The 19,996-nt window shown below is 60.1% G+C and carries 19 protein-coding genes; 16 read left to right on the top strand and 3 right to left on the bottom strand.

Features of this window, described 5'->3' with window-relative positions; translation table 11 throughout:
• The first annotated feature begins 24 nt into the window (after nt 1-24).
• The 5 genes from NG895_RS09270 (at nt 25) to NG895_RS09250 (ending at nt 6,882) form a co-directional block, all read left to right on the top strand.
• Entirely contained in the window at nt 25-1,269 is a 1,245-nt protein-coding gene (locus NG895_RS09270; RefSeq protein ID WP_252852204.1) for a purple acid phosphatase family protein, read from the top strand.
• Nucleotides 1,247-2,428, top strand: a complete 1,182-nt coding sequence (locus NG895_RS09265; protein ID WP_252852203.1) for a S26 family signal peptidase — start codon at nt 1,247-1,249, stop codon at nt 2,426-2,428. Before NG895_RS09270 ends, NG895_RS09265 begins: the two co-directional genes overlap by 23 nt.
• A 236-nt stretch (nt 2,429-2,664) precedes the next feature.
• On the top strand, nt 2,665-4,521 hold the full coding sequence (gene lepB, locus NG895_RS09260) for a signal peptidase I (RefSeq protein ID WP_252852202.1): 1,857 nt from the start codon (nt 2,665-2,667) through the stop codon (nt 4,519-4,521).
• Between the two features lie 120 nt (nt 4,522-4,641).
• On the top strand, nt 4,642-5,382 hold the full coding sequence (gene lptB, locus NG895_RS09255; protein WP_252852201.1) for an LPS export ABC transporter ATP-binding protein: 741 nt from the start codon (nt 4,642-4,644) through the stop codon (nt 5,380-5,382).
• A gap of 207 nt (nt 5,383-5,589) precedes the next feature.
• On the top strand, nt 5,590-6,882 hold the full coding sequence (locus NG895_RS09250; protein ID WP_252852200.1) for a Gfo/Idh/MocA family protein: 1,293 nt from the start codon (nt 5,590-5,592) through the stop codon (nt 6,880-6,882).
• Between the two features lie 21 nt (nt 6,883-6,903).
• On the opposite strand, the gene NG895_RS09245 is transcribed toward NG895_RS09250, so the two are convergent.
• Nucleotides 6,904-7,431 (bottom strand): STAS domain-containing protein, encoded by a 528-nt coding sequence (locus NG895_RS09245; RefSeq protein WP_252852199.1) that lies wholly within the window; start codon nt 7,429-7,431, stop codon nt 6,904-6,906.
• A gap of 208 nt (nt 7,432-7,639) precedes the next feature.
• Between NG895_RS09245 and NG895_RS09240 the strand changes: the two genes are divergently transcribed.
• The 5 genes from NG895_RS09240 (at nt 7,640) to NG895_RS09220 (ending at nt 11,674) form a co-directional block, all read left to right on the top strand.
• Complete coding sequence (locus tag NG895_RS09240) at nt 7,640-8,425, top strand: cyclase family protein (protein WP_252852198.1); 786 nt, start codon at nt 7,640-7,642, stop codon at nt 8,423-8,425.
• Between the two features lie 110 nt (nt 8,426-8,535).
• Entirely contained in the window at nt 8,536-9,021 is a 486-nt protein-coding gene (locus NG895_RS09235) for a hypothetical protein (protein WP_252852197.1), read from the top strand.
• Between the two features lie 147 nt (nt 9,022-9,168).
• Nucleotides 9,169-9,714, top strand: coding sequence for an REP-associated tyrosine transposase (locus NG895_RS09230; RefSeq protein WP_252852196.1), 546 nt, complete (start codon nt 9,169-9,171; stop codon nt 9,712-9,714).
• Between the two features lie 210 nt (nt 9,715-9,924).
• Entirely contained in the window at nt 9,925-10,863 is a 939-nt protein-coding gene (locus NG895_RS09225) for a DMT family transporter (RefSeq protein ID WP_252852195.1), read from the top strand.
• 82 nt (nt 10,864-10,945) lie between these two features.
• Nucleotides 10,946-11,674, top strand: coding sequence for a methyltransferase family protein (locus tag NG895_RS09220; protein ID WP_252852194.1), 729 nt, complete (start codon nt 10,946-10,948; stop codon nt 11,672-11,674).
• A 6-nt stretch (nt 11,675-11,680) separates the two neighbouring features.
• Here the strand turns inward: NG895_RS09220 and NG895_RS09215 are convergent, their stop codons facing one another.
• The gene (locus tag NG895_RS09215; protein WP_252852193.1) at nt 11,681-13,648 is read right to left on the bottom strand and encodes a SpoIIE family protein phosphatase; all 1,968 of its coding nucleotides are present in this window, start codon (nt 13,646-13,648) and stop codon (nt 11,681-11,683) included.
• A 265-nt stretch (nt 13,649-13,913) separates the two neighbouring features.
• On the opposite strand from NG895_RS09215, the gene pyk reads away from it, so the two are divergent.
• From pyk to NG895_RS09195, 4 genes are all read left to right on the top strand, one after another.
• Nucleotides 13,914-15,341 (top strand): pyruvate kinase, encoded by a 1,428-nt coding sequence (gene pyk, locus NG895_RS09210; RefSeq protein WP_252852192.1) that lies wholly within the window; start codon nt 13,914-13,916, stop codon nt 15,339-15,341.
• Between the two features lie 219 nt (nt 15,342-15,560).
• On the top strand, nt 15,561-15,815 hold the full coding sequence (locus NG895_RS09205; protein WP_252852191.1) for a GlsB/YeaQ/YmgE family stress response membrane protein: 255 nt from the start codon (nt 15,561-15,563) through the stop codon (nt 15,813-15,815).
• 121 nt (nt 15,816-15,936) lie between these two features.
• A complete protein-coding gene (locus NG895_RS09200) occupies nt 15,937-16,263 on the top strand; it encodes a hypothetical protein (protein ID WP_252852190.1) in 327 nt (108 codons plus the stop codon).
• Complete coding sequence (locus NG895_RS09195) at nt 16,250-16,819, top strand: RNA 2'-phosphotransferase (RefSeq protein ID WP_252852189.1); 570 nt, start codon at nt 16,250-16,252, stop codon at nt 16,817-16,819. Before NG895_RS09200 ends, NG895_RS09195 begins: the two co-directional genes overlap by 14 nt.
• Nucleotides 16,820-16,838: 19 nt before the next feature.
• Here the strand turns inward: NG895_RS09195 and NG895_RS09190 are convergent, their stop codons facing one another.
• Nucleotides 16,839-18,212: a HEAT repeat domain-containing protein gene (locus tag NG895_RS09190; protein ID WP_252852188.1), complete on the bottom strand. Its 1,374-nt coding sequence runs from the start codon at nt 18,210-18,212 to the stop codon at nt 16,839-16,841.
• A gap of 164 nt (nt 18,213-18,376) precedes the next feature.
• Between NG895_RS09190 and NG895_RS09185 the strand changes: the two genes are divergently transcribed.
• A complete protein-coding gene (locus tag NG895_RS09185) occupies nt 18,377-18,967 on the top strand; it encodes a DUF6000 family protein (protein WP_252852187.1) in 591 nt (196 codons plus the stop codon).
• 203 nt (nt 18,968-19,170) lie between these two features.
• Nucleotides 19,171-19,854: an O-methyltransferase gene (locus NG895_RS09180; protein ID WP_252852186.1), complete on the top strand. Its 684-nt coding sequence runs from the start codon at nt 19,171-19,173 to the stop codon at nt 19,852-19,854.
• Nucleotides 19,855-19,996: the final 142 nt, after the last annotated feature.

Raw genomic sequence — 19,996 nt, 5'->3', positions numbered from 1 at the left:
CAGGATGCATCACTACGTGGACTGATGGCAATCGTCGTAACGATGGCGCTGTCGGCGCTGACGTCGTGCGTATCGCAGGCCGAGCCACCCCACACACTCACTCCCCGGCACGTCCGCGTCATATGGCACGACGATCCGGCCACGTCCGCCATCGTTTCCTGGACCACTACCGAGCCGGGCACCAAGCACTTGGTAAAGCTGCGTGCCGATGGGCAGGAGGATTGGACATCCATCGAGAGCGATCGCAACGAGCAATTCCAAGGCGAACTGGGCGGCGACACGGTTCCGTACGCCCACCATACGACGCTCACCGATTTGCAGCCAGCCACCGAGTACCATGTCGTCTGCCAGACGGACGATCACCCCTCGCGGGAGTTCTACTTCATTACCGCCCCGAACGACGATCGCCCGATTTCCTTGCTCTTTGGTGGTGATAGCCGCTCGGGAATCGACGAGCGCCAAAACGTCAATCGCATGATGGCCCGCATGGTGGCCGAACAACAGGTGGCCGAGCGTCCGCCGATACTTGCCCTGGCCCACGGTGGCGACTTTATCCGCAACGGCACCGCACTCGACCAATGGCTGGCGTGGCTCGATCATCACGAACTGACCACCGGTGACGACGGACGGTTGCTGCCCATCATTCCGGCGCGTGGCAATCACGACATGGGCCCGATTTTCAACCAGGTGTTTGCTTTTCCAGAGCGCGACGAGAACTACTACGCGGTGAGCCTCTCCAGCTATGTCCGCCTGGCGACACTCAATACCGAGACTTCGACGGCCGGCGACCAGCGCGATTGGCTGGCCGACGAATTGGCCGCCGAGCGGTGGAACCACCGTTGGTACATCGCCCAGTATCACAAGCCGGCGTTTCCCGCGGTGAAGATTCCCAGCGGTGCGCTGACGAACTGGGTGCCGCTGTTCGAGCAGTACCAGGTGAACATGGCTTGCGAAGCCGATGGCCACGTGATTAAGCGCACGCCACCGCTGAAAGGCACCAAGGTCGATCCCGAGGGGGTGGTGTACATTGGCGAGGGTGGCCTGGGCGTCGGACAACGCACGCCCAAGACCAGCCGTTGGTACCTGCAAGACACGGCCGAGCATTGCGGATCGGAACATCATCTGCACCTGCTGACCTTCCGCCCTGAGCGTTTTGATTGCCGAGTTGTTACCATGGATGGGGAGGTGTTCGACGAGTTCACGCTCGCGCCTCGCACGCCACCGCAAGTATCCGCCAGAACTCCCGATGCAGCATCCGTTACGAACTAAACCGCCGGCAGCCTACGGCTGGTTGCGAACCATCGTCGTTGTGGCAATTGCGCTGCTGGCGAGCGAGTCGTTCGTCGTTTTGGGTATTGTCAAGCCGTTGCGCATCGAAGGCAGTTCCATGGCGCCCACGCTGCTGGGCCCCCACGTGAAAGTCGTCTGCCCGCATTGCGACCACCGCTTCGCTGTGGCCGCCGATCAGGTGCCCGAATTCCGGCCCTATGTTTGCCCCGACTGCCGCGAAAAGTTCCACGCTACGCCCACCGAGGTGAAACTCGGCCAGCGAATGTGGGTAAACCGAATTTGCCTGGCGACTGGCGACATCGGCCGCTGGGACGTGGTGGTGTTTCGTTGTCCCGAGCGGGCGGGTACGCTGTGCATCAAGCGAGTGCTGGGCCTTCCGGGCGAGCATGTCGACTTCTCATCGGGCGATCTGCTGATCAACGGTCAGGTGCTCCGCAAGTCGCTCAAGGAGCAGATGCGTCTGCGTCAGCTTGTGCATCGCGAACGTGAGGAATTGGCTGCCTGGCACGCAGACGACGACGGCTGGCATTTTGCCGACAACGCCTGGCAGCACGGGGGCGAGGCCACCCGTCTCGCGTTCCAGCCGGCCGGCGGCACCGTGACCGACGACCTGGGCATCAACCAGACAGCCACGCGGCCCACCTACGCCGCACTCGACTTGATGGTCACCACCAACGTACACCTGGCCCCCGGAGCCACGGTGGAGTTCGTAGCCCAATTGGCCGATGGACGCGTGCTCACGCAAACCATCGACCGTCCGGGCGAAACGCAGGTCGTCTGGTCGCTGTTCGACCGCCAGGCGTTGCTGGCAGTGGACGGGCGGGTCGTGTGGCGCGAGCCATCCGCCAGCGCCTGGCCCGATCAACCGCGGCTCGCGGTGGTGGCGACCGGCATCGTAAAGCTGGGCGAACTGCAAGTGTGGCGCGACGCGTATTACCACACCCGGCCGGTGGACCGCTGGCCGCTAGCGGGGGTCACGCTGGGGCCAGGGGGACTTTTTGTCGTCGGCGATAACGTGGCGATATCTGAGGACAGCCGCACCTGGGCCAGTCACGCCCTGCGGCAGGAGCTTCTGATTGGGGTGCCGCTGGGCGAATTGCGAGATTCTCGCCTAGATTCTCCCGCGGCAAGCGAATAGATTGCCTCTGTACTTGTGCCCCCACGCCCCCAAACTGGCAAAAAGTCACGGATGATACCGATTTCGCGGATCCCGGTGAGCAAAGGCGACTAGCCAAACACGTCTAAACGACCCAAATTACTCCACCTGCGTACTGAATCCAAAGCGCTCCATGCCGCCGTTGGTTCTCGCTGAGCGCGGAACTAGCGAGCGTCCACTCGGTAAGATGACAACGGGGCCACCCAGCGAGGAACTTCATGGCGAAGAAGAACAAGAACAAGAAGAAGTCGGGCGGACAGGTGCCGCTTCCCACGGGGCGCAAAGAAAAGGAAGTGGAAAAGAAAGAGGAGCAGCACCCCACTCACCCCTCGCACAATGCCACTCGCGAAACCTTCGAGTCGCTGGCCATTGCGTTCATCCTGGCATTTCTCATCCGCACCTTCGTCGCCGAGCCGTTTGTTATCCCCACCGGCTCGATGTCGCCATCCCTACAGGGCGTCCACAAGGACCTGGAGTGCCCCCATTGTGGTCAGCGTTACCGAGTGAACGCGTCCACCGATGACAATCCGAAGGTCAGTAAGTTCGATCAAGAGTGCGTCGCGGGCATGTGCCCGATGTGCCGCTACACGATGTCTTATGACGAACAGCTTTCCCGTGTGGCTCCCATTGCTCCCAAGCTGACGCGGAACGAGCGAAGCTACAGCGGTGATCGCATCGTGGTAAACAAGTTCCTGTACTCGTTCCAGGATCCCGAGCGATGGGACGTAGTTGTGTTCAAGTATCCGGGCAATGCCACGGACAATTACATCAAGCGTCTGGTGGGGCTGCCGGAAGAAACGCTCAAGGTATTCGGCGGCGACCTGTTCGTCAAACACGAGGGCGACGACGACTTTCAGATTTCGCGCAAGCCGCCAACCGTGGCCTACGCCATGCGAGAACCGGTGCACGATACGAACCATGATCCAGCCGAACTGCATAAAGCGGGTTGGCCACTGCGGTGGGAACTGGGAGAGGGCTGGAAGCTGAACGAATCGATCGCCGGCAAGCTGCTCCACCAGCAGTACACGACCAGCGGCGCGGGCGAACACTGGCTGAACTATGTCCACACCCCGCCCGATGAGCAGGTGTGGCCCACCATCGAGCAAGGGAGCGTCGCGCCGTCGTCCAGGCCTCAACTGATTAGCGACTTCAACCCCTACAACACTCGGCTGCATCGCCGCGAGATAGTGCAACGGTTGAATCGCCGGGAGAAATATCCTTTCTACCTTCGGCAAGACCAGCTTGGCCTGCATTGGGTCGGCGACCTGCACGTCGAAGCCGACATGGAAGTCGAAGGAGATAACGGGCAGTTTCTCTTGGAGTTGGTCGAAGGGGGCAACCGCTTCCGCTGCACCATCGATGTGGCCACCGGCAAAGCCACCCTAAGCATCCTGCCCTACGGCCAGGAGCAGGCGGTGGCCGAGTTTGCCCCCACTGCCAATACGGTTGTCGACGGCCCCGGCAAGCATCGAGTGACGTTCGCCAATGTGGACGACACGCTGCTGCTGTGGGTGGATGACCGGCTGGTGGAATTCGACGGTGCCACGGCCTACGATTGGGATGCGCTGCTGGGCGACCGTCGGCAAATGAGGCCGCAATCGTCCGCGGACGCACCGGGCGATCTGGCGCCCGTACGCATCGGCAGCAACGACGCAGCCGTGGCGATCGATCGCTTGCGTGTTTATCGCGACATCTATTACATCGCGGACGATGGCACAGGTCATTCGGACCGCGATGGTGTCGTGCGAGATTTCCTAAATGACTTAGAGCCGAGCGATCTTCCGAACGATCTGCTCTGGAACCCCTCGTTGTGGGACACATACACACGGCGTAACGAAGTCGTATTTCCGCTGGGCAAAGACCAGTTCTTTGTCATGGGCGACAACAGCCCTCAGTCGCTGGATGCCCGGCTGTGGAACGACAAACGCGGTGGCGAGGATCGATTGACAGTCAGCAAGCCGGGCGGTAACTACCTCGAACGCCGGTTGCTGGTGGGCCGAGCCATCAGCGTCGTATGGCCACACCCCTGGAACTACGTCATTCCCAGCTTCACCGATATGAGGCGGATTCAATAGCGCGGGCAGCCGGTAGCAGTGCTAGCAGTCCGCGGGTGCTGTTGGCTAGCTCGGCCGATTTGGCTACAAGAATGCCGTTCCCCCGTCTCTCGCTTTCCGCCCTCCGCTCGCATTCCCACCATGTCGCTGCTCGAAACCAAAGGATTGGTCAAATCGTACGGTCGTCGCCGGGTTGTAGACGGCGTGGGATTTGAAGTGCACTCGGGCGAGATCGTCGGCCTCCTCGGCCCCAACGGTGCAGGCAAGACAACCTCGTTCCGCATGACCTGCGGCATGGTCAACCCTGACGCGGGCGAAGTACGCCTGACGGGCAAAGTGGTCACCGACTGGCCCATGTACCGCCGCGCCCGCGATGGAGGCATGGGCTACCTGGCACAGGAATCGAGCGTCTTTCGCAAGCTCAGCGTCCAGCAGAATCTGGTTGGCATGATGCAGATGCTGGGCATGGATCGCCGCACGCGAAAACGGCGGTGCGAGGAACTGCTCGAACAGTTCGGCATCACCAAGTTGCGCCGGAGCAAGGCCATGAGCCTTTCCGGTGGCGAGCGGCGACGACTCGAAATCGCCCGCTGCTTGGTGAGCGATCCCAAGATCATTTTGCTGGATGAACCGTTCACCGGTATCGATCCAGTGACCATCGATAATATTCAGGAGATCGTCCGCCAACTGCGCGACCGCGGCATCTCAATTCTCATCACCGACCACCAAGTCCGCGAGACACTCGAAATCACCGACCGCAGCTACGTGGTCAAAAGCGGCCAGGTACTGTGCCACGGGACGCCTCGCGAAGTACTGCAGAACGAAGAGGCTCGCAAGTACTACTTCGGCGATGGCATGGACGTGAGCCTCGGCGCAGCGTAGCAGAACGCTGCGGGGGTGGCCGTCTGTCGCACCGCAATAAATTGCACGGCTCCGGCACGCTGGCGTTCTCGTGAGGATATCCGAGCGGCATTTGTCCTTCGCGGATTATGGGCTCGGGAGTATAATTGAAGCGATATCTGATTGGCGGAATAACGTGGGACAGGTTGCCGCCATGTATTTGCACTCTTCCGCTGGGAACCAGCACTGATGACTGCCATCGATCGCCGTACGTTTGTCGCCGCCTCGGGCGCCGCCACACTGGCCGCCACCACCACCCGCGCTCAGACCGACCGCAACAACACTGTCCGCTGCGCCGTGCTGGGCGTTAACGGCCGCGGCAAAGTGCACATCGATGCGATCGAAAACGTGCCGGGTGCGGAAGTCGCGCTGCTGTGTGATCCCGATGCCAAGGTGCTGCATCAGCGAGCTGGCGAGTTTGAGAGAAAATATGGCCGCCGTGTCGAGACCGAAACCGATCTGCGGCGCGTGAATGATCGCAGCGATATCGACGTGGTCAGCATCGCCACGCCCAACCACTGGCACGCCCTCAGCTCGATCTGGGCCTGCCAGGCGGGCAAGGACGTGTATCTGGAGAAGCCCGGCTCGCACAACTTGTGGGAAGGTCGCAAGATGGTCGAAGCGGCCCACCGTTACCATCGCATCGTGCAACACGGTGTGCAGTTGCGTTCCAATCCCAAGCTTCAGGAAGCGGTGCAGCTTCTCCGCGACGGGCTCATTGGCGACGTCTACATGGCGCGGGCCTGCGTGTTTCGCTGGCGGCCCTCCATCGGCAGTCAGCCCAACAGCACGGTGCCCGCCACGCTCGACTGGGACATGTGGCAAGGTCCCGTGGCGGAACGGCCATTTTCCACTCGATACGTGCACTACAACTGGCACTGGCACTGGGACTACGGCAACGGCGACATCGGCAACCAGGGCGTTCACGAAACCGACATGGCGCTGTGGGGCCTGGATGAAGGGCTGCCTACCGAAATCACTGCCATGGGGGGCAACTTTCTCTGGCAGGACGATCGCGAGACCCCCGAGGTACTCAGCGCGATGTGTCGCTTCGGCGACTCGAACAAGATGCTGGAGATCGCCGTGCGACCCTGGTGCACGAACCTTGAACAGGGGGTCGGCGTTGGCAACCTGTTCTACGGCTCCAAGGGCATCATGACCATCGACAACTACAACACCTACAAGACCTACCTCGGACGCCGGCGCGAACCGGGCCCCAGTGGCACCTCGGGCGATCCGCTGCAGGCCCATTTCGATAACTTCTTTACTGCCGTTCGCCGGCGTGATCCTTCGGAGCTCAACGCACCGATCGAGACAGGCCACACCAGTTCGGGCATCGCCCACCTGACGAACATCTCCTCGCGTCTTGGCAGGCAATTGAAGTTCGACCCTCAGAGCGAGAAGTTCGTCGGCGATGCCGAAGCCGACACGATGCTAACCCGCATCTACCGCGCCCCCTACGTGGTGCCGGAAAACGTGTGAACGAACGGCGCCGTGGGCGGTTCACTCGCCCAACTGCGAGTCGTGCTCTTCGAGCATGCGGTCCATGTCTTTTTGCTCGATCTCGGTCGACAGCCGGTCGACCACGCGGCGGAAGGCTTCCCCGTCGGTGCCGCCGCGGTCGGCTAGTCGTTCGTGGCACACCAGCACGTGGCGCGTGAGTGCGTCGGTATCGAGTCCTTCGCGCTCGATCTCCATCCAGTCGGTCGAAACCTGGGGGCACTCGTCGATGAAGTCGAAGAACTTGTCGAGCGACGAGGTGGTGAACAGTTTCACCTGCCGCGGCTTGTCGGCCACGATGACCATCTGTCGTTTGAGACGCTCGGCTTCTTTACGCACACCGATCAAGCAGCCGAGCATCGTGCTGTCGAGGTATTCGCATTCGGACATGTCCCACACCAGGTGGTGCGAGTCGATGGCCATCTCGGCTGTCTTGCGCAAGGCGGGGCTGTCCTGCATGGTTGCCCGCCCGACGATTCGAATCACCACCTGATCTGCCGCCCTGGCGACCTGCATTCGATCGTCCGACATCGCGGCCCTCCTGTGAGAAAGTGGGAGAAGAAAAGAAGCCCACACCGTAACGGCCGATTCTACCGCCAATTGGAGGCCGATGCAAAAAGTCGTCGCTCCGATTGCGGCAACTATTTGTGGCGATCGTCACAATATCCTAGGCTTAAGTCACGTGCGGTACTTTGGTTAAGTAGAAAATGGATCGAGAACCACCCGGGGGACGTTCGCCATGCGCGCCATCACTATCGCTTTCGCCTTGCTCTGCTGCGGTGCGCCGCTAGCAGTGGTCGAGGCCGCTTCGCCCACTGTTATCGACCTGACACACACGTTCGACACCAACACCATCTACTGGCCTACCGAACCGGGGTTCGACTTGAAGAAGCTCGACGATGGATACACCGAGCGAGGCTACTACTACGCCGCCAACCGATACGATGCCCCCGAGCATGGCGGCACCCACATCGACGCGCCGCACCACTTTTCGAAGCCAGGACAAACCGTCGAACAAATCCCGCTCGACCGTCTGGTCGGAGAAGCGGTTTGCGTCGACGTGACCACCCCCTGCTCGGTGGATCCTGATTACCTGGTGACCATCGACGATCTGAAGCAGTGGGAGAAAACGAACAATGCCTCGCTGGCCGAGAAGATCGTGCTCTTGAATACCGGCTACGCCGAACACTGGCCCGATCGCCAGAAATACCTGGGCACCGCCGAAATGGGACCGGCCGCCGTGGCGAAGCTGCACTTCCCGGGCCTCGATCCGGCCGCGGCTAGTTGGCTTTGCTCGGCTCGGCGGATCAAGGCCGTGGGCATCGATACAGCGAGCATCGACAACGGTCCGTCGCGAATGTTCCAAAGCCACGTGAATTTGTTCGAGCATCAGGTGCCCGCGCTGGAGAACGTCGCCAGCATGAAGGATCTGCCCGCCACCGGGTTTCGCGTGTTTGCGCTGCCGATGAAAATCGCCGGCGGCAGCGGCGCCCCATGCCGCGTGGTGGCGGTGCTGGAGGAGTAAGCCATAAAGGCTTCGTAGAAATTCCTAACCACAAACACGTTCACCGAATTCAGCCGATGCGAAAGTGGCTCGTCATCCCGATAGTTCTCCTTGTCCTGTTGGCAGTACTCGTGACTGCAAGACAGGTGTACGTGTGGCATCGTTACCCCTACGGCCCCAGCCACTCCTGCGACAAACAGTTGATGCTGGCCTTGGATCAGTACGCCAAGGATCATGGCGGAACGTACCCGGCCGGAGAAGTTTCCGCCGAGGCATCACTGAGCCTCTTGTATCCCAAGTACGCCGACGCGTCGGTGCTTTGTGGCAAGATTGTTCCCGTGAAAGTGACGCAAGCACGCCTTGCAAGCGGCAAGCTACTAACACCTGAGACTTGTGGTTGGCATTACGTCGAAGGGCTGACTCTGTCGGATGACAAACGCCTGGCGCTGCTGTGGGACAAAGCAAGACTCGGGCACAACGGCGAGCGAACTTCAGATGGAGGCACGGCTGTCTTGTTTGTCGACATGGGCTACGAGCAGGTGACGGGCAGCGAATGGGATGGATTCCTGGCGGAACAGGCCGCGCTGCACGCTGCCAGGAAGTCCTACGTGGAGTAGAATCGCGCATTACCGCGATCGCTGAATTGTGCCAGGAGGTGTTGAAGATCCGCCAGCAGCGGGTAGCACGGACAGCCGGCCGGAGTTCGTTACGCCATTTGGCAAGCTGACCACGGCCGGTTGTCCGTGTGCGCAGCACAAGAGGTTGTGGCAGCCACTTCTGGTAGCCAAAATACATTCATGCCAAAACGCCAGATATATGATCAAGAGCAGCACGCCCAATTCGTTACCTTTTCATGCTACCACCGTCGCCGGCTGCTCGATTGTGAGCCGCTGCGAGATGCGTTAATCGAATCATTGGCGGAGAAAATCACCAAATACTCCGGCATTTGCTCAGGCTATGTCATTGTGCCAGACCACGTCCATGCCATCGTTTGGTTTGAGGCCAAGGGTGAATTGAGTCGTTTCATGAAGAGCTGGAGGCAATCTACCAGCCAGGAACTCAAAAGGATGCTGCGAGGTGTTGCTCCGGAGTACGCAAAGATAATCCCACCAGCCGATCTACTTTGGCAGCCAAGGTATCACCCCTTTAACGTCTATTCGCAGAAGAAAGCAGAAGAGAAACTTGATTACATGCACAAGAATCCCGTTACGGCGGGGTTGGTGGAACGTGCGGTCGATTGGAAATGGAGTTCCGCGAGGCACTACCTGCTAAATGAGCCAAATGTTGTTCCGTTGGAGTGGATATTCTGACTACCTCTTGTGCTCCGCACACGGACAATCGGCCGAAAGGAGTCTCCTAAATGGCACAGACCTTTCCGGCCGACTGTCCGTGCTACCCGTTCACAGACCCACTTGAAGGATTCTGCCTAATCGCGTCCCCTAAAGCCGTCACGAACCTTCCCGCCTTGGGCGCTGTCCCTCCCGCGTCCCCCCTGAGTCACCGCCAACTGGAACGCTCCCTTGGAAGCCGCTGCCGACGAAGCCTGTCCCACCGCGCCCAGCGCCCGTTATGCGTCGGGCGTGGTGCTGGCGATTGGAGGCACGTTTCTGTTCGCGCTCAAAAGCATCTTCATCAAGCTGGCCTTCGCAGCGGGGGCCGATCCGACCGTGCTGCTTACGTTGCGGATGGGTATTGCGCTGCCGCTGTACCTGGCGGTGCTATGGCATTCGTGGCGTACGATCCCGAACACACGCTCCACTTGGCGGCGTGATGTTCCGCTTGCGCTGGTGCTGGGTTTTCTAGGCTACTACTTGGCGTCGTATCTCGACTTGTGTGGCCTCACGTACATCAGCGCGCAGCTCGAGCGGCTGACGCTGTTTACTTATCCAACGATGATTGCCGTGCTGGCGGCGCTATTTTTGGGTGAGCGCCTCACACCGCGCATTGTGCTCGCCATTGCGCTCAGCTATGCAGGCATCTGGCTAATGTACGGCCAGGAGAGGCTGATCGCCGCGTCGCAGTCGAATGGCGACGTGACACTGGGCGTGCTGCTCGTATTGGGATCGGCGCTGAGCTACTCGTTGTATGTCCTGTTCGCCAAGCCGATCATGCAGCGGATCGGCAGTCGGCAGTTCACCAGCCTCGCGATGATCGGCAGCACCGGCTTCGTGGCGGCGCACTTTCTGGCGACTCGCTCGCCGGCCGTGTTTGCGGATTTGCGCCCGGTGGTCTACTTGTACGGCGTGGTACTGGCTTTTGTCTGTACGGTGCTGCCGAGCTTCATGATCAACGAGTCGATTCTGCGCATCGGTGCTACGCGAACTACGGTTATTGGCACTGCCGGGCCGGTGCTCACGGTGCTGCTGGCGGTTGCTATTCTGCACGAGCCAACGAGCGTGTATCATGCCCTCGGCATGTTGCTGGCCATTGCTGGAGTGAGCCTGGTGGCGGTGAAATAATTTTCTCGCCCGGGGCTGTAATAGCTGCTACTTTGAGGCGTAAGAGAGCCGTCCCTTACCCCGAAATTCAGGAGGTTTTCTCATGGCTCGCGTCGCTGCACTAGTGTACGGTATCCTCTCCTACGCTATTGGCTTAGGGGGTTTAACCCTGTTTATGATCTTCGCCGGCGGTTGGGGCATCCCCCAGGACATCAACGCCACGGCGTCCGTGGCTTGGCCGCTGTCGCTGGCGATCAATATCTCGCTGCTACTAGTGTTTGCAGTGCAGCACTCGCTGATGGCTCGGCGACCGTTCAAGGATCGGCTGGCGGAGGCCATTCCCGCCGGCGTCGAACGCAGCACCTATGTGCTGATGTCGGGCGTCGTCTGTTTGATGATTTGCTTCCTCTGGCAGCCGATGAATGGCATGATCTGGAACATCGAAATTCCCGCGGTGCGAATCGCCCTGTTCACGCTGCAGATCGCGGGCTGGCTGTTCGCCGTGTCGGCGTCGTTCATGATCAATCACTTCGAGCTGTTCGGCCTGCAGCAGGCGCACGCTTACGCCAACGGTCGCGAGGTAACGATCCCGGCGTTCACCACACGATTCGGCTATCGCCTGGTTCGCCATCCCATTCAGCTTGGCATCTTCATCGGCATGTGGGCCACGCCGACCATGTCGCTGGCGCACCTGGTGCTGGCCCTCGGCATGACCGCCTACATTCGCTTTGGGCTGATGCTCGAGGAACGCGACCTCACCGAGACCTATGGCCAGGAGTACCTCGACTATAAGCAGCGGGTACCGATGATGATTCCCATTCCGCGAGGCTAGGAGACGCTACAGTACCTTGGCAACGACGAACGTCAGGTCGTCGTCCTGGCTGGCCTCGCCACGGTGCGTGGCCAGCGACTGGCGAATGGCCTGGCTGATTGCTTCGGCTGGCTTCGAGGCATGCTTGCGAAGAATATCCCGCACGCGATCGACACCGTACTGCTCGCCTGCGTGGTCCATCGTTTCTTCCAATCCGTCGGTCGATACCAACAGAATGGTCCCCGGACGGATGTCCTTCTGAATGTATTCCTCATAGTGCTCGCCATCCATCAGGCCAAGCGGCAGCCCGCCACCATCGAGTTCGGGAAACGTGTCACTGACCGGATCGTACACCACGGGCGGACCATGCCCGGCGGAGGCCCACCGCAGTTGGTCGCGACCGCCGGAGAGCGTGACCAGCAGCATGGTCATGAAGCGTTCGCCCTGCGTGTCGACCACCAGCATGTCGTTCAGGTGCGTCAAGAAGTCGGCCAGCGAACCTGGCTCCGCGCAGCGACTGCGCAAGATGCCCCGCGCGGTGGCCATTAGCAAAGCGGCTGCCACGCCGTGGCCCATAACGTCGCCAATCACCAGCACGGCGGTGTCCTCGTCGGTGCCGGAGACATCCAGGAAGTCGTAGTAGTCGCCGCCGGTTTCGTCACAGTAGGTGCTGTGACCGGCGATGTCGAGTTGCCTCATCTCTGGTGCGTCGGCCGGCAGCAGGTTGCGTTGCACCTCCATGGCCAGCGACAACGACCGCTGCATCCGCATGCGGTCCTGCAGGCCCTCGGCCATCTTGTTGATCTCGCTCGCCAGGTTCGAATACTCCGGCGCGTGCTGGATCTGGATGCGAGTGTCGAGGTCGCCTTGTCCGATCCGTCTGACGGCGGTTACCAGTCGCGTGAGCGGATCGACCAGCCACCGGGCGGCCAGGAAGCCGAGCGCCACGGCCACCGCCACCGCCAACAGGCTGGTTAGCCAACTTCGTGCAAAGGCCGCTTCGATGCTGGCGGTAAAGTCGCTCTCGGGCACGATGGTCAGTAGCGTCCAGTCGAGCCCCACGTCGCCACCCACTTTCGATGCGCGGAGAAAGTACGTCTGGCCATTCAAGTCAAAATGGCTACGTTCTTTGTCCGATAACTCGCTTCCGGCAGCCTTCTCGCCAGCGGCGGCCACCAGTGGGTTGTCCGAGTCCTGCGTGAGCACTTGCTTGCTATCCTCAGTCACCTTATCGACACCGCCGGAGGTCGCCAGCAGGTGTCCGTCGCCGGCCACCAGCATCGCCATGCCCGTCTTGCCAACTTTCAACTTGCCCAAGTAGGTCGACAGGTCGTTAAGCGAGAAGTCGGCGTCCACCACGCCAATCAGTTGATCGCTATCGTCGAACATGGGGATGCCGTACGAAATGCCAAGCGTGGTGCCTTGGCTATCTTCGCCGCCAACCCATACGTAGGGTTCGCACCAGGTGGGCTGTTTGGCATTACGAGGCGTCCGAAACCAGGGCCGGGTTGTCACATTGAAGTCGAAACTACTTTTGGTGCTGGTAACCGGGTGACCTGTTGCGTCAAGCTTCCACTCGTCCATTGTGGAACCATCACCATCCGACTTCACCGCCCAATAGATGCTTCCGTCGGCGTAGCGAATCACCCAAACCGCTCGCCCATCCGTGCCACCCCAGGCGATGCAACTCAGTTCGTCGAATGCCTTTGACTCTTCGACCAACGTCTCCCGCCACTCGGTCAAATCGTCCACCGCCAGCACTTCGCTGTTGACCAGATGTTCGTTTACCTGGCACACCCGAACCGGGATCGACAGGACGTCCGTCACTTTCGTGGCGATGGTATTGTGGATTTGAGCGATATTCTGGTCGGCCAATTCCGCCACTGCCTGCTGCGATTGCCGGTTCCATTTCGTCGAAAGCCACAATCCCACCACCAGTACGGGAATGCCAAATAACAGGGGGGCCAGTACTCGGATCGGCAGGCGGGTGAGCATAGTCCGGTTGCAGCTGCGAGAGGATTAGGCCTGGGCGGAATGGTTCGGGCCTTAGAACATCACGTTACGCGCACACATTCACCCACCTGCAATTCAGCGGCAATCCACGATCGACCAACGACAACAAAGAGACTAAACTGTCGGGCGTGCGAAATCCGTATCGCACGAACGATTGTCCAGCAGGCGAACTTCCCCCCGAGGTGATTTGTCGGCTCGCTCTTTCAAGTGAATGTAGCCGGCAAGATGCCAAATCGATGAGTGCAACATGAAGTCGCCGCGTTACTACCGACATACCAAAATCATTGCCACGCTGGGGCCCGCTACCGAGTCGCGAGAGAAGCTCGAGCAGCTCATTGCCGCGGGTGTCGACATCTTGCGGCTTAACATGGCTCACGCCAGCCGCGAGTGGGTCACCAACACCGTGAGCCGTATCCGCGAGGTGTCGCGCCAGTTGGAGCGGCACGTGGCCGTGATGATGGACATCAAAGGTCCCGAGATTCGTACCGGTGACGTAGATGGTTTGATCGACCTTCAAGTTGGCGGTCTGATCGATTTTCATAATCGCCACGCTCCGCCGTCGGACGACGACGTGTTGAGTGTCTCGGTGAACTATCCCGATCTTCCCAACGACGTGGAAGTCGGACAGGTGGTGTTGGTGGATAGCGGCTTGCTGAGGTTGCGCATCGTCGGCAAGGACGAGCATCGTATACGTTGCGAGGTGCTCACGCCTGGTAAGCTCGGTTCGCGACGGCACATCAACCTGCCAGGCGTACACGTCAGTTTGCCATCACTGACGGAGAAGGACCGCGACGACCTGGCCGCTGGTGTCGAGGCGGGCATCGACTTCGTGGCTTTGTCGTTCGTTCGCCAGGCCAGCGACGTGAAGATACTGCGGGACTTCCTCGACGAAATGGACTCCGACGCCCGGATCATATCGAAGATTGAAGAGCAGGCTGGCGTGCGGAACATGCGCGAGATCATTCGCGAGTCGGACGCCATCATGGTCGCCCGCGGCGACTTGGGCATCGAGATCGAATACCACCAACTGCCGCTGGTGCAGGCTCAATTGGTCCGCGCTTGCCAGGCCGAAGGCAAGCCGGTGATCATCGCCACGCACCTGCTGGAATCGATGGTCTCGGCCCCCATGCCGACGCGGGCCGAGATCTCCGACATCTCCAATGCCGTGCGCGAACAAGCCGACGCCGTGATGCTCTCGGGCGAGACCACCACGGGGGCGTATCCGCTCGAATCGGTCGAAGTGTTCAAGAGCATCATCCAGAGCATCGAGCCCTCGGTCGACGCCGAACTGAATTCCTGCATCGTACTCCGTGAACCTAAGGCCAAGATGCTCCGATCGTCCTGCACCCTGGCCCAGGAACTCGGCAACTCAGGCATTGTCGTTTTCACCCGCAGCGGCTTTTTGGCCTACGTGCTGGGCGCGCTCCGTCCTAGGGGGGTGCCAATCTTCGCCTTCACGGACATCGAAACTGTCTTTCGGCAATTGCTGCTGCCGTGGGGCGTGGAACCGTTTCTTATGGAGTTTTCGGACGACCCCGAGCAAACCATCCAGGACGCCATGGCGTACCTGAAACGCAAGAATTGGTGCGACGGCGGCAATTGGTTGGTGGTGATCACCAACGTACTGGTCGGCGATAAGGTGATCGACAGCCTGCAGTTAAGGCAAGTGGAGTAGTGTGGGGCCAACGTTCCGCCGAGTCGGCCGAGTGCGGGTCTTGGACTCTGCATTGCGGTGAGAGGCTGCCAGTCCCGAGATTCTCGCCTCTAGCTTTCGCACGTACTTGCAAACTTTCGCCGACCGGTCGAAAATGCAGGTCGGACGCCTACGGGTCAAGGAGGCGTTCTCCTCCTACCTGCGCTGGGCGACTCCTCTTCTCTTTCTGCGAGGCGAGTCATGAATATCATGGGTTTGCTGGTTGCTCTGTTGATTGGCGCTGTATGTGGTTTCCTGGCAGGGCAAATCGTCAAGGGACACGGCTTTGGGCTGCTGGGCAACATCGTTGTTGGTATCGTCGGCGCGCTGGTGTTCGGGCTGCTATTCGGCAACTTCGGACTATTCGGCGATACCATCCTCAACGAAATCGCCGGCGGCACCCTGGGCGCCGTAGTTCTGCTGTTGGTAATTGGCCTATTTAAGAAAGCCACGTAACATCCACTGAGTCGATCATCTCGGCGCCGCATCGTCGCCTGAGCCTGAACTGATCGAAACGTCACGCGCAGGGCACTTGATTGTTGGCTTGCTCTTCGCGGTGAGAGGAGAGACTGCAAAGATGCGATACCTGATCTCTATGCCACTGCTGGGCATTGGAGTCGTGCTGTTGGGAGTGGCGGTTGTCGCCTACATGCAACTCAGGGCGATGGCGACTGAGGTTCAGGCTCCCAAGATGGGGGACTATCCAGCAGTGAACCTCGTCGCTTCCGACCTATGGAATGCGGCCATTGCTCCTAAGAAGGGTCCGGCACCGCATCCCGCCGAACTTGCCATGCAAACGATGCGACGCATCAAGCTGATCGGTTTTGCTGGCTTAATCACGGCCGCAGTCGGCCTGCTGACGCTCGCGATATGGCCCAAGGCTCGCAGACGTGAAGGATCGTAGTCGACGGATGGATCCAAAGGAACTCAAACAAAACAGCAAGCGGCTTAGCTATGTGCTGCGGCATCGTCCCGACTCGGTCGGCGTCGAACTCGAGGCCGGTGGTTGGGTGGCCGTCGACATATTGCTCGCCGCGCTCGCCCGCGAAGGCCAAGCCGTCTCGCCCGAGGTACTGGAAGCTGTCGTTCGCGATAACGACAAACAGCGGTTCGAGTTTTCAGCGGACCGCCAGCAAATCCGCGCCCGGCAGGGGCACTCCACCCAGGTCGATCTCGGCTACCAGCCGGTCACACCGCCCGACGTCCTGTACCATGGCACCGCTACGCGGTTCCTGGCGTCAATCTTCGATGAGGGGCTGGTCAAAGGTCGCCGCCACCACGTGCACCTGTCGACCAACCAAGAGACCATGCTGCAAGTCGGCGCCCGCCACGGCAAGCCGGTCGTGCTGTCCGTCGCCGCCAAAGAAATGGCGGCAGCCGGTCATACTTTCTTCGTCACCGGCAATCAGGTTTGGCTTACCGATCATGTGCCGGTGGAGTATTTGGGGGTGGTAGATTGAGTGCCGGCAATCCTGAGCATCATTCGGCCGTCTGCTCCTGGTCGGGCAACGGGTACTGGTACTTCCAACCGTTTTCGTCCCACCATTTTTCCACGTCTTCCCCCCTGCCCAAGGCATTGCCCACGGCTTGGCCGAGCGCTCCCCGGCAGGCGCCTCTGATGTTGTTGTGGGGACTTTCGAGAAACAGTTCCACGAGCGCTGCAATAGCTCGAGGGTGGCGTATCTGAGCGAGAGCAGCGGCCGCCTCACATCCATCGCGGTCGTGCCTGGGCTCGAGCGTTCGCAGGTACTCCTTGAGCGGCGAAATGGCGCGAGGGTCGCCAAGTTTCCCCAATGCTTCGGCTGCCTTGGCCTTATCGGTTGCTCCGTCCTCAGGCGTAGCCAACAGCAGCCTGCTCAACGCCTCTCCAGCGGCCGGATCGCCTATCTCGCCAAGCGCTTCGGCGGCAGCACCGCGGACCGCCCCACTGGAATCGTCGAGTGCCTTAATCAGTGGCGGAATCGCCCGTCGGTCACCAATTCTACCTAGCGCTCGGGCGCTTTCGCGACGTACGGCGATCTCCTGATCCGCCAAAGCTGCTACGAGGCCAGAAGTGGCTCGCATGTCACCAAGTTCGCCCAATGCCATGGCGGCATACATGCGGACATAGTGATCTTCGTCACTCAGAGTCACTGTCAGGTCCGGCGCAACGCTCTTGTCTTTGATCTTGCCTTCTGCCTGAATCGCGGCGATGCGGACGCGACTGTCGGGAGAACGCAACAATCGGAGCAAGGGGCGCGACGCGTTGCCCGCTTCCAAATTGCCCAGTACCCTGGCGGCGTCTCGCTGAGTGTACTTGTCGTTCAGCAAGCCAACTAGCGCCTTCAATAGGCTGTAGCTATCCCGGGGGAGCTTCTCCCGATCGCGGGGAACGGACCTCACGGCGGCGCTGCGCACCCCCGGGTCCGGGTCCTTGAACGCCGCCAGCACTGCGCTACGCGCCTCGTGGCTATTGTATCTCCCCAAACCCGCCACAGCCCTCGCCCGCACACGGGGATGGTCGTCGCTGATCAACGCAATTCGCATCTCCAGAGAGGCTGGTGTATCGATCTCACGGAGTATGTAGACACAGTTCAGTCGAAGATTCAGATCATCCGATTCCAAGCCGCGTTTGAGGGCCGGCAGGGCCTCGTCCTTCATGGCTACCAAGGCCGAAACCCGTCGCCTATGCTCGAACGACAATCCTGGTTGGCTACTCGATTCCCAGTCCAAATCCCCTTCGGACAGCTGGGCAACCAGCTTGTCGGCGTCGTCAGGCACTGTAGCGGGCTGCTCGGGCTGTTGCGCCGCCGCGAGGCAGCAAAACTGCAAGGCGACAAGAACACTTGGAATACGAAACCTATTGTGAGCCACGATATCCTCGATAATACTTGAACGGTTTTAGTTTTCCCTGGACTGTTCGTGCGCGGAAGGGACTCTTATTTCGGACCCGGTTTGTTCGAGGCGTGCACGTCTCATTCCCCAGTATCCATTGGCTTGCACCTCGCCGTACAGAAGTAGACCCCAAGAGAGTGAATATGGACAAAGCCATCATTCAACAATGGGTCTCCCCATTCTATTTAAACATCCTCCATGGCAACTTCGCATCGGGAATCGTAGCTGGAGATGAGCAAGTGCAGTTCAACACCAACGTGCGTGCGGCCCTTGAGTCGATCACTCCCAAGATTGCTTCGCAGTTGATCGACGATGGTTGGCGAGAGGCCATTACCGGAAGTTGGTTTGCAGGACTCAAGCGGTTCGTCGAGTGCCGCGACCAGATTGGCGAGATGCTGCTGGCTTCCAAGTTTTGCTACGCGGGACAGGGCCACGCGTTCGGCATGGCGTGTTTGGCTGACGATGCGAGCATCGACTTCTTGAAGCAGTACCTCAACACGTACCTCAGGCGCGTCGACTGCTATTACGACCAAAGTTGGGCCATGCCCGCACTGATGTGGATCGACCAGCAGCGCGGGACCAGCCACGCCGATGAGTTTCTTGCTCCAGGCGGCTTGTGGGACCACTTTACCAAGGACAAAATCTCCGCCAACGACGATGCTTGGACCATCGAGCGCAGCAAGACGCATTTTTGGACGAATATGGAGTACTGCCAGGATCATTTTCTGAGCTAGCCCACAGCAGGTGCTGTCCGAATTCTTGCGAATCCGGCTACGTCTGTCTTTTGGTCATTTCTGCCTTCGTCATTGGTCACTATCTCGGCAGTGATTCCCCCACCCGCGACCAGTGCGGTAGAATACGCGCTGGCCTAACCAACACTTTCACGTCGTACCCGCTCCACACCGCGGATGCGTCTCGCACAGGAAAGGAACAAGCCATGCAACTCACAGCCGAACGAATCACCATGATTGCCGTTATCATCACTGCTGCCTGGTTCACTTCCGCTCCGTTTGGTTGGGCACAGCGGCGGGGGCCGGGGCAGGGCGACGCGCAGCTCGAGAAGCCGCCCGTGCCGGTTGACGACTTCGAAAAGAACGCCCTCAAGGTACTTGCCGACATCAACTCCAATCAGCAGTTCCGCAATGTGCCGGAGAACGACGGGCGGCTATTGCGAATCATGGTGCAGTCGATGGGCGCGAAGCACGCCGTGGAGTTGGGTACTTCGACCGGTATCTCCGGCATCTGGCTGGGGCTCGGACTGCGAGAGAACGATGGCAAGTTGACCACTTATGAAATCGACGCCGAACGCGCCCAGACCGCTCGCGAGAACTTCGAACGGGCTGGCCTGGACGACGTGATCACTATCGTCGAAGGCGATGCCCATCAGGAAGTCACCAAGCTCGACGGCCAGATCGACTTGATCTTCCTCGACGCAGACAAGGACGGCTACATCGACTACCTCAACAAACTGCTGCCCCTGCTCCGCCCCGGCGGCGTAGTGCTCGCCCACAACATCAACCCGAGAATGGCCGACCCGGCATTCATGAGGCGCATCACCGAAGATCCGAACCTGGAAACAGTGGTCCGCGGCGGGATGTCGATCTCGCTGAAAAAGAAGTGAGTGAGCAGCGACGTTTCAAAGCAGCATTGGTGCTACAGCTTCGCAGGATGTGTCAGGCGAGTCTCCGCTTGCGCGGGCCCTTCATGTTTCCTTGCGGAAAAAGTCCCTAGCTTTGCGGGCCGGCTAACGGTGCGCGTCGCCG

Origin of the sequence: Aeoliella straminimaris, from assembly GCF_024054565.1 — a bacterium.
GTDB lineage: Bacteria > Planctomycetota > Planctomycetia > Pirellulales > Lacipirellulaceae > Aeoliella > Aeoliella straminimaris.
Note: the sequence above shows the minus strand (reverse complement) of the source record. Positions and strands in the feature narration are given on the sequence as shown.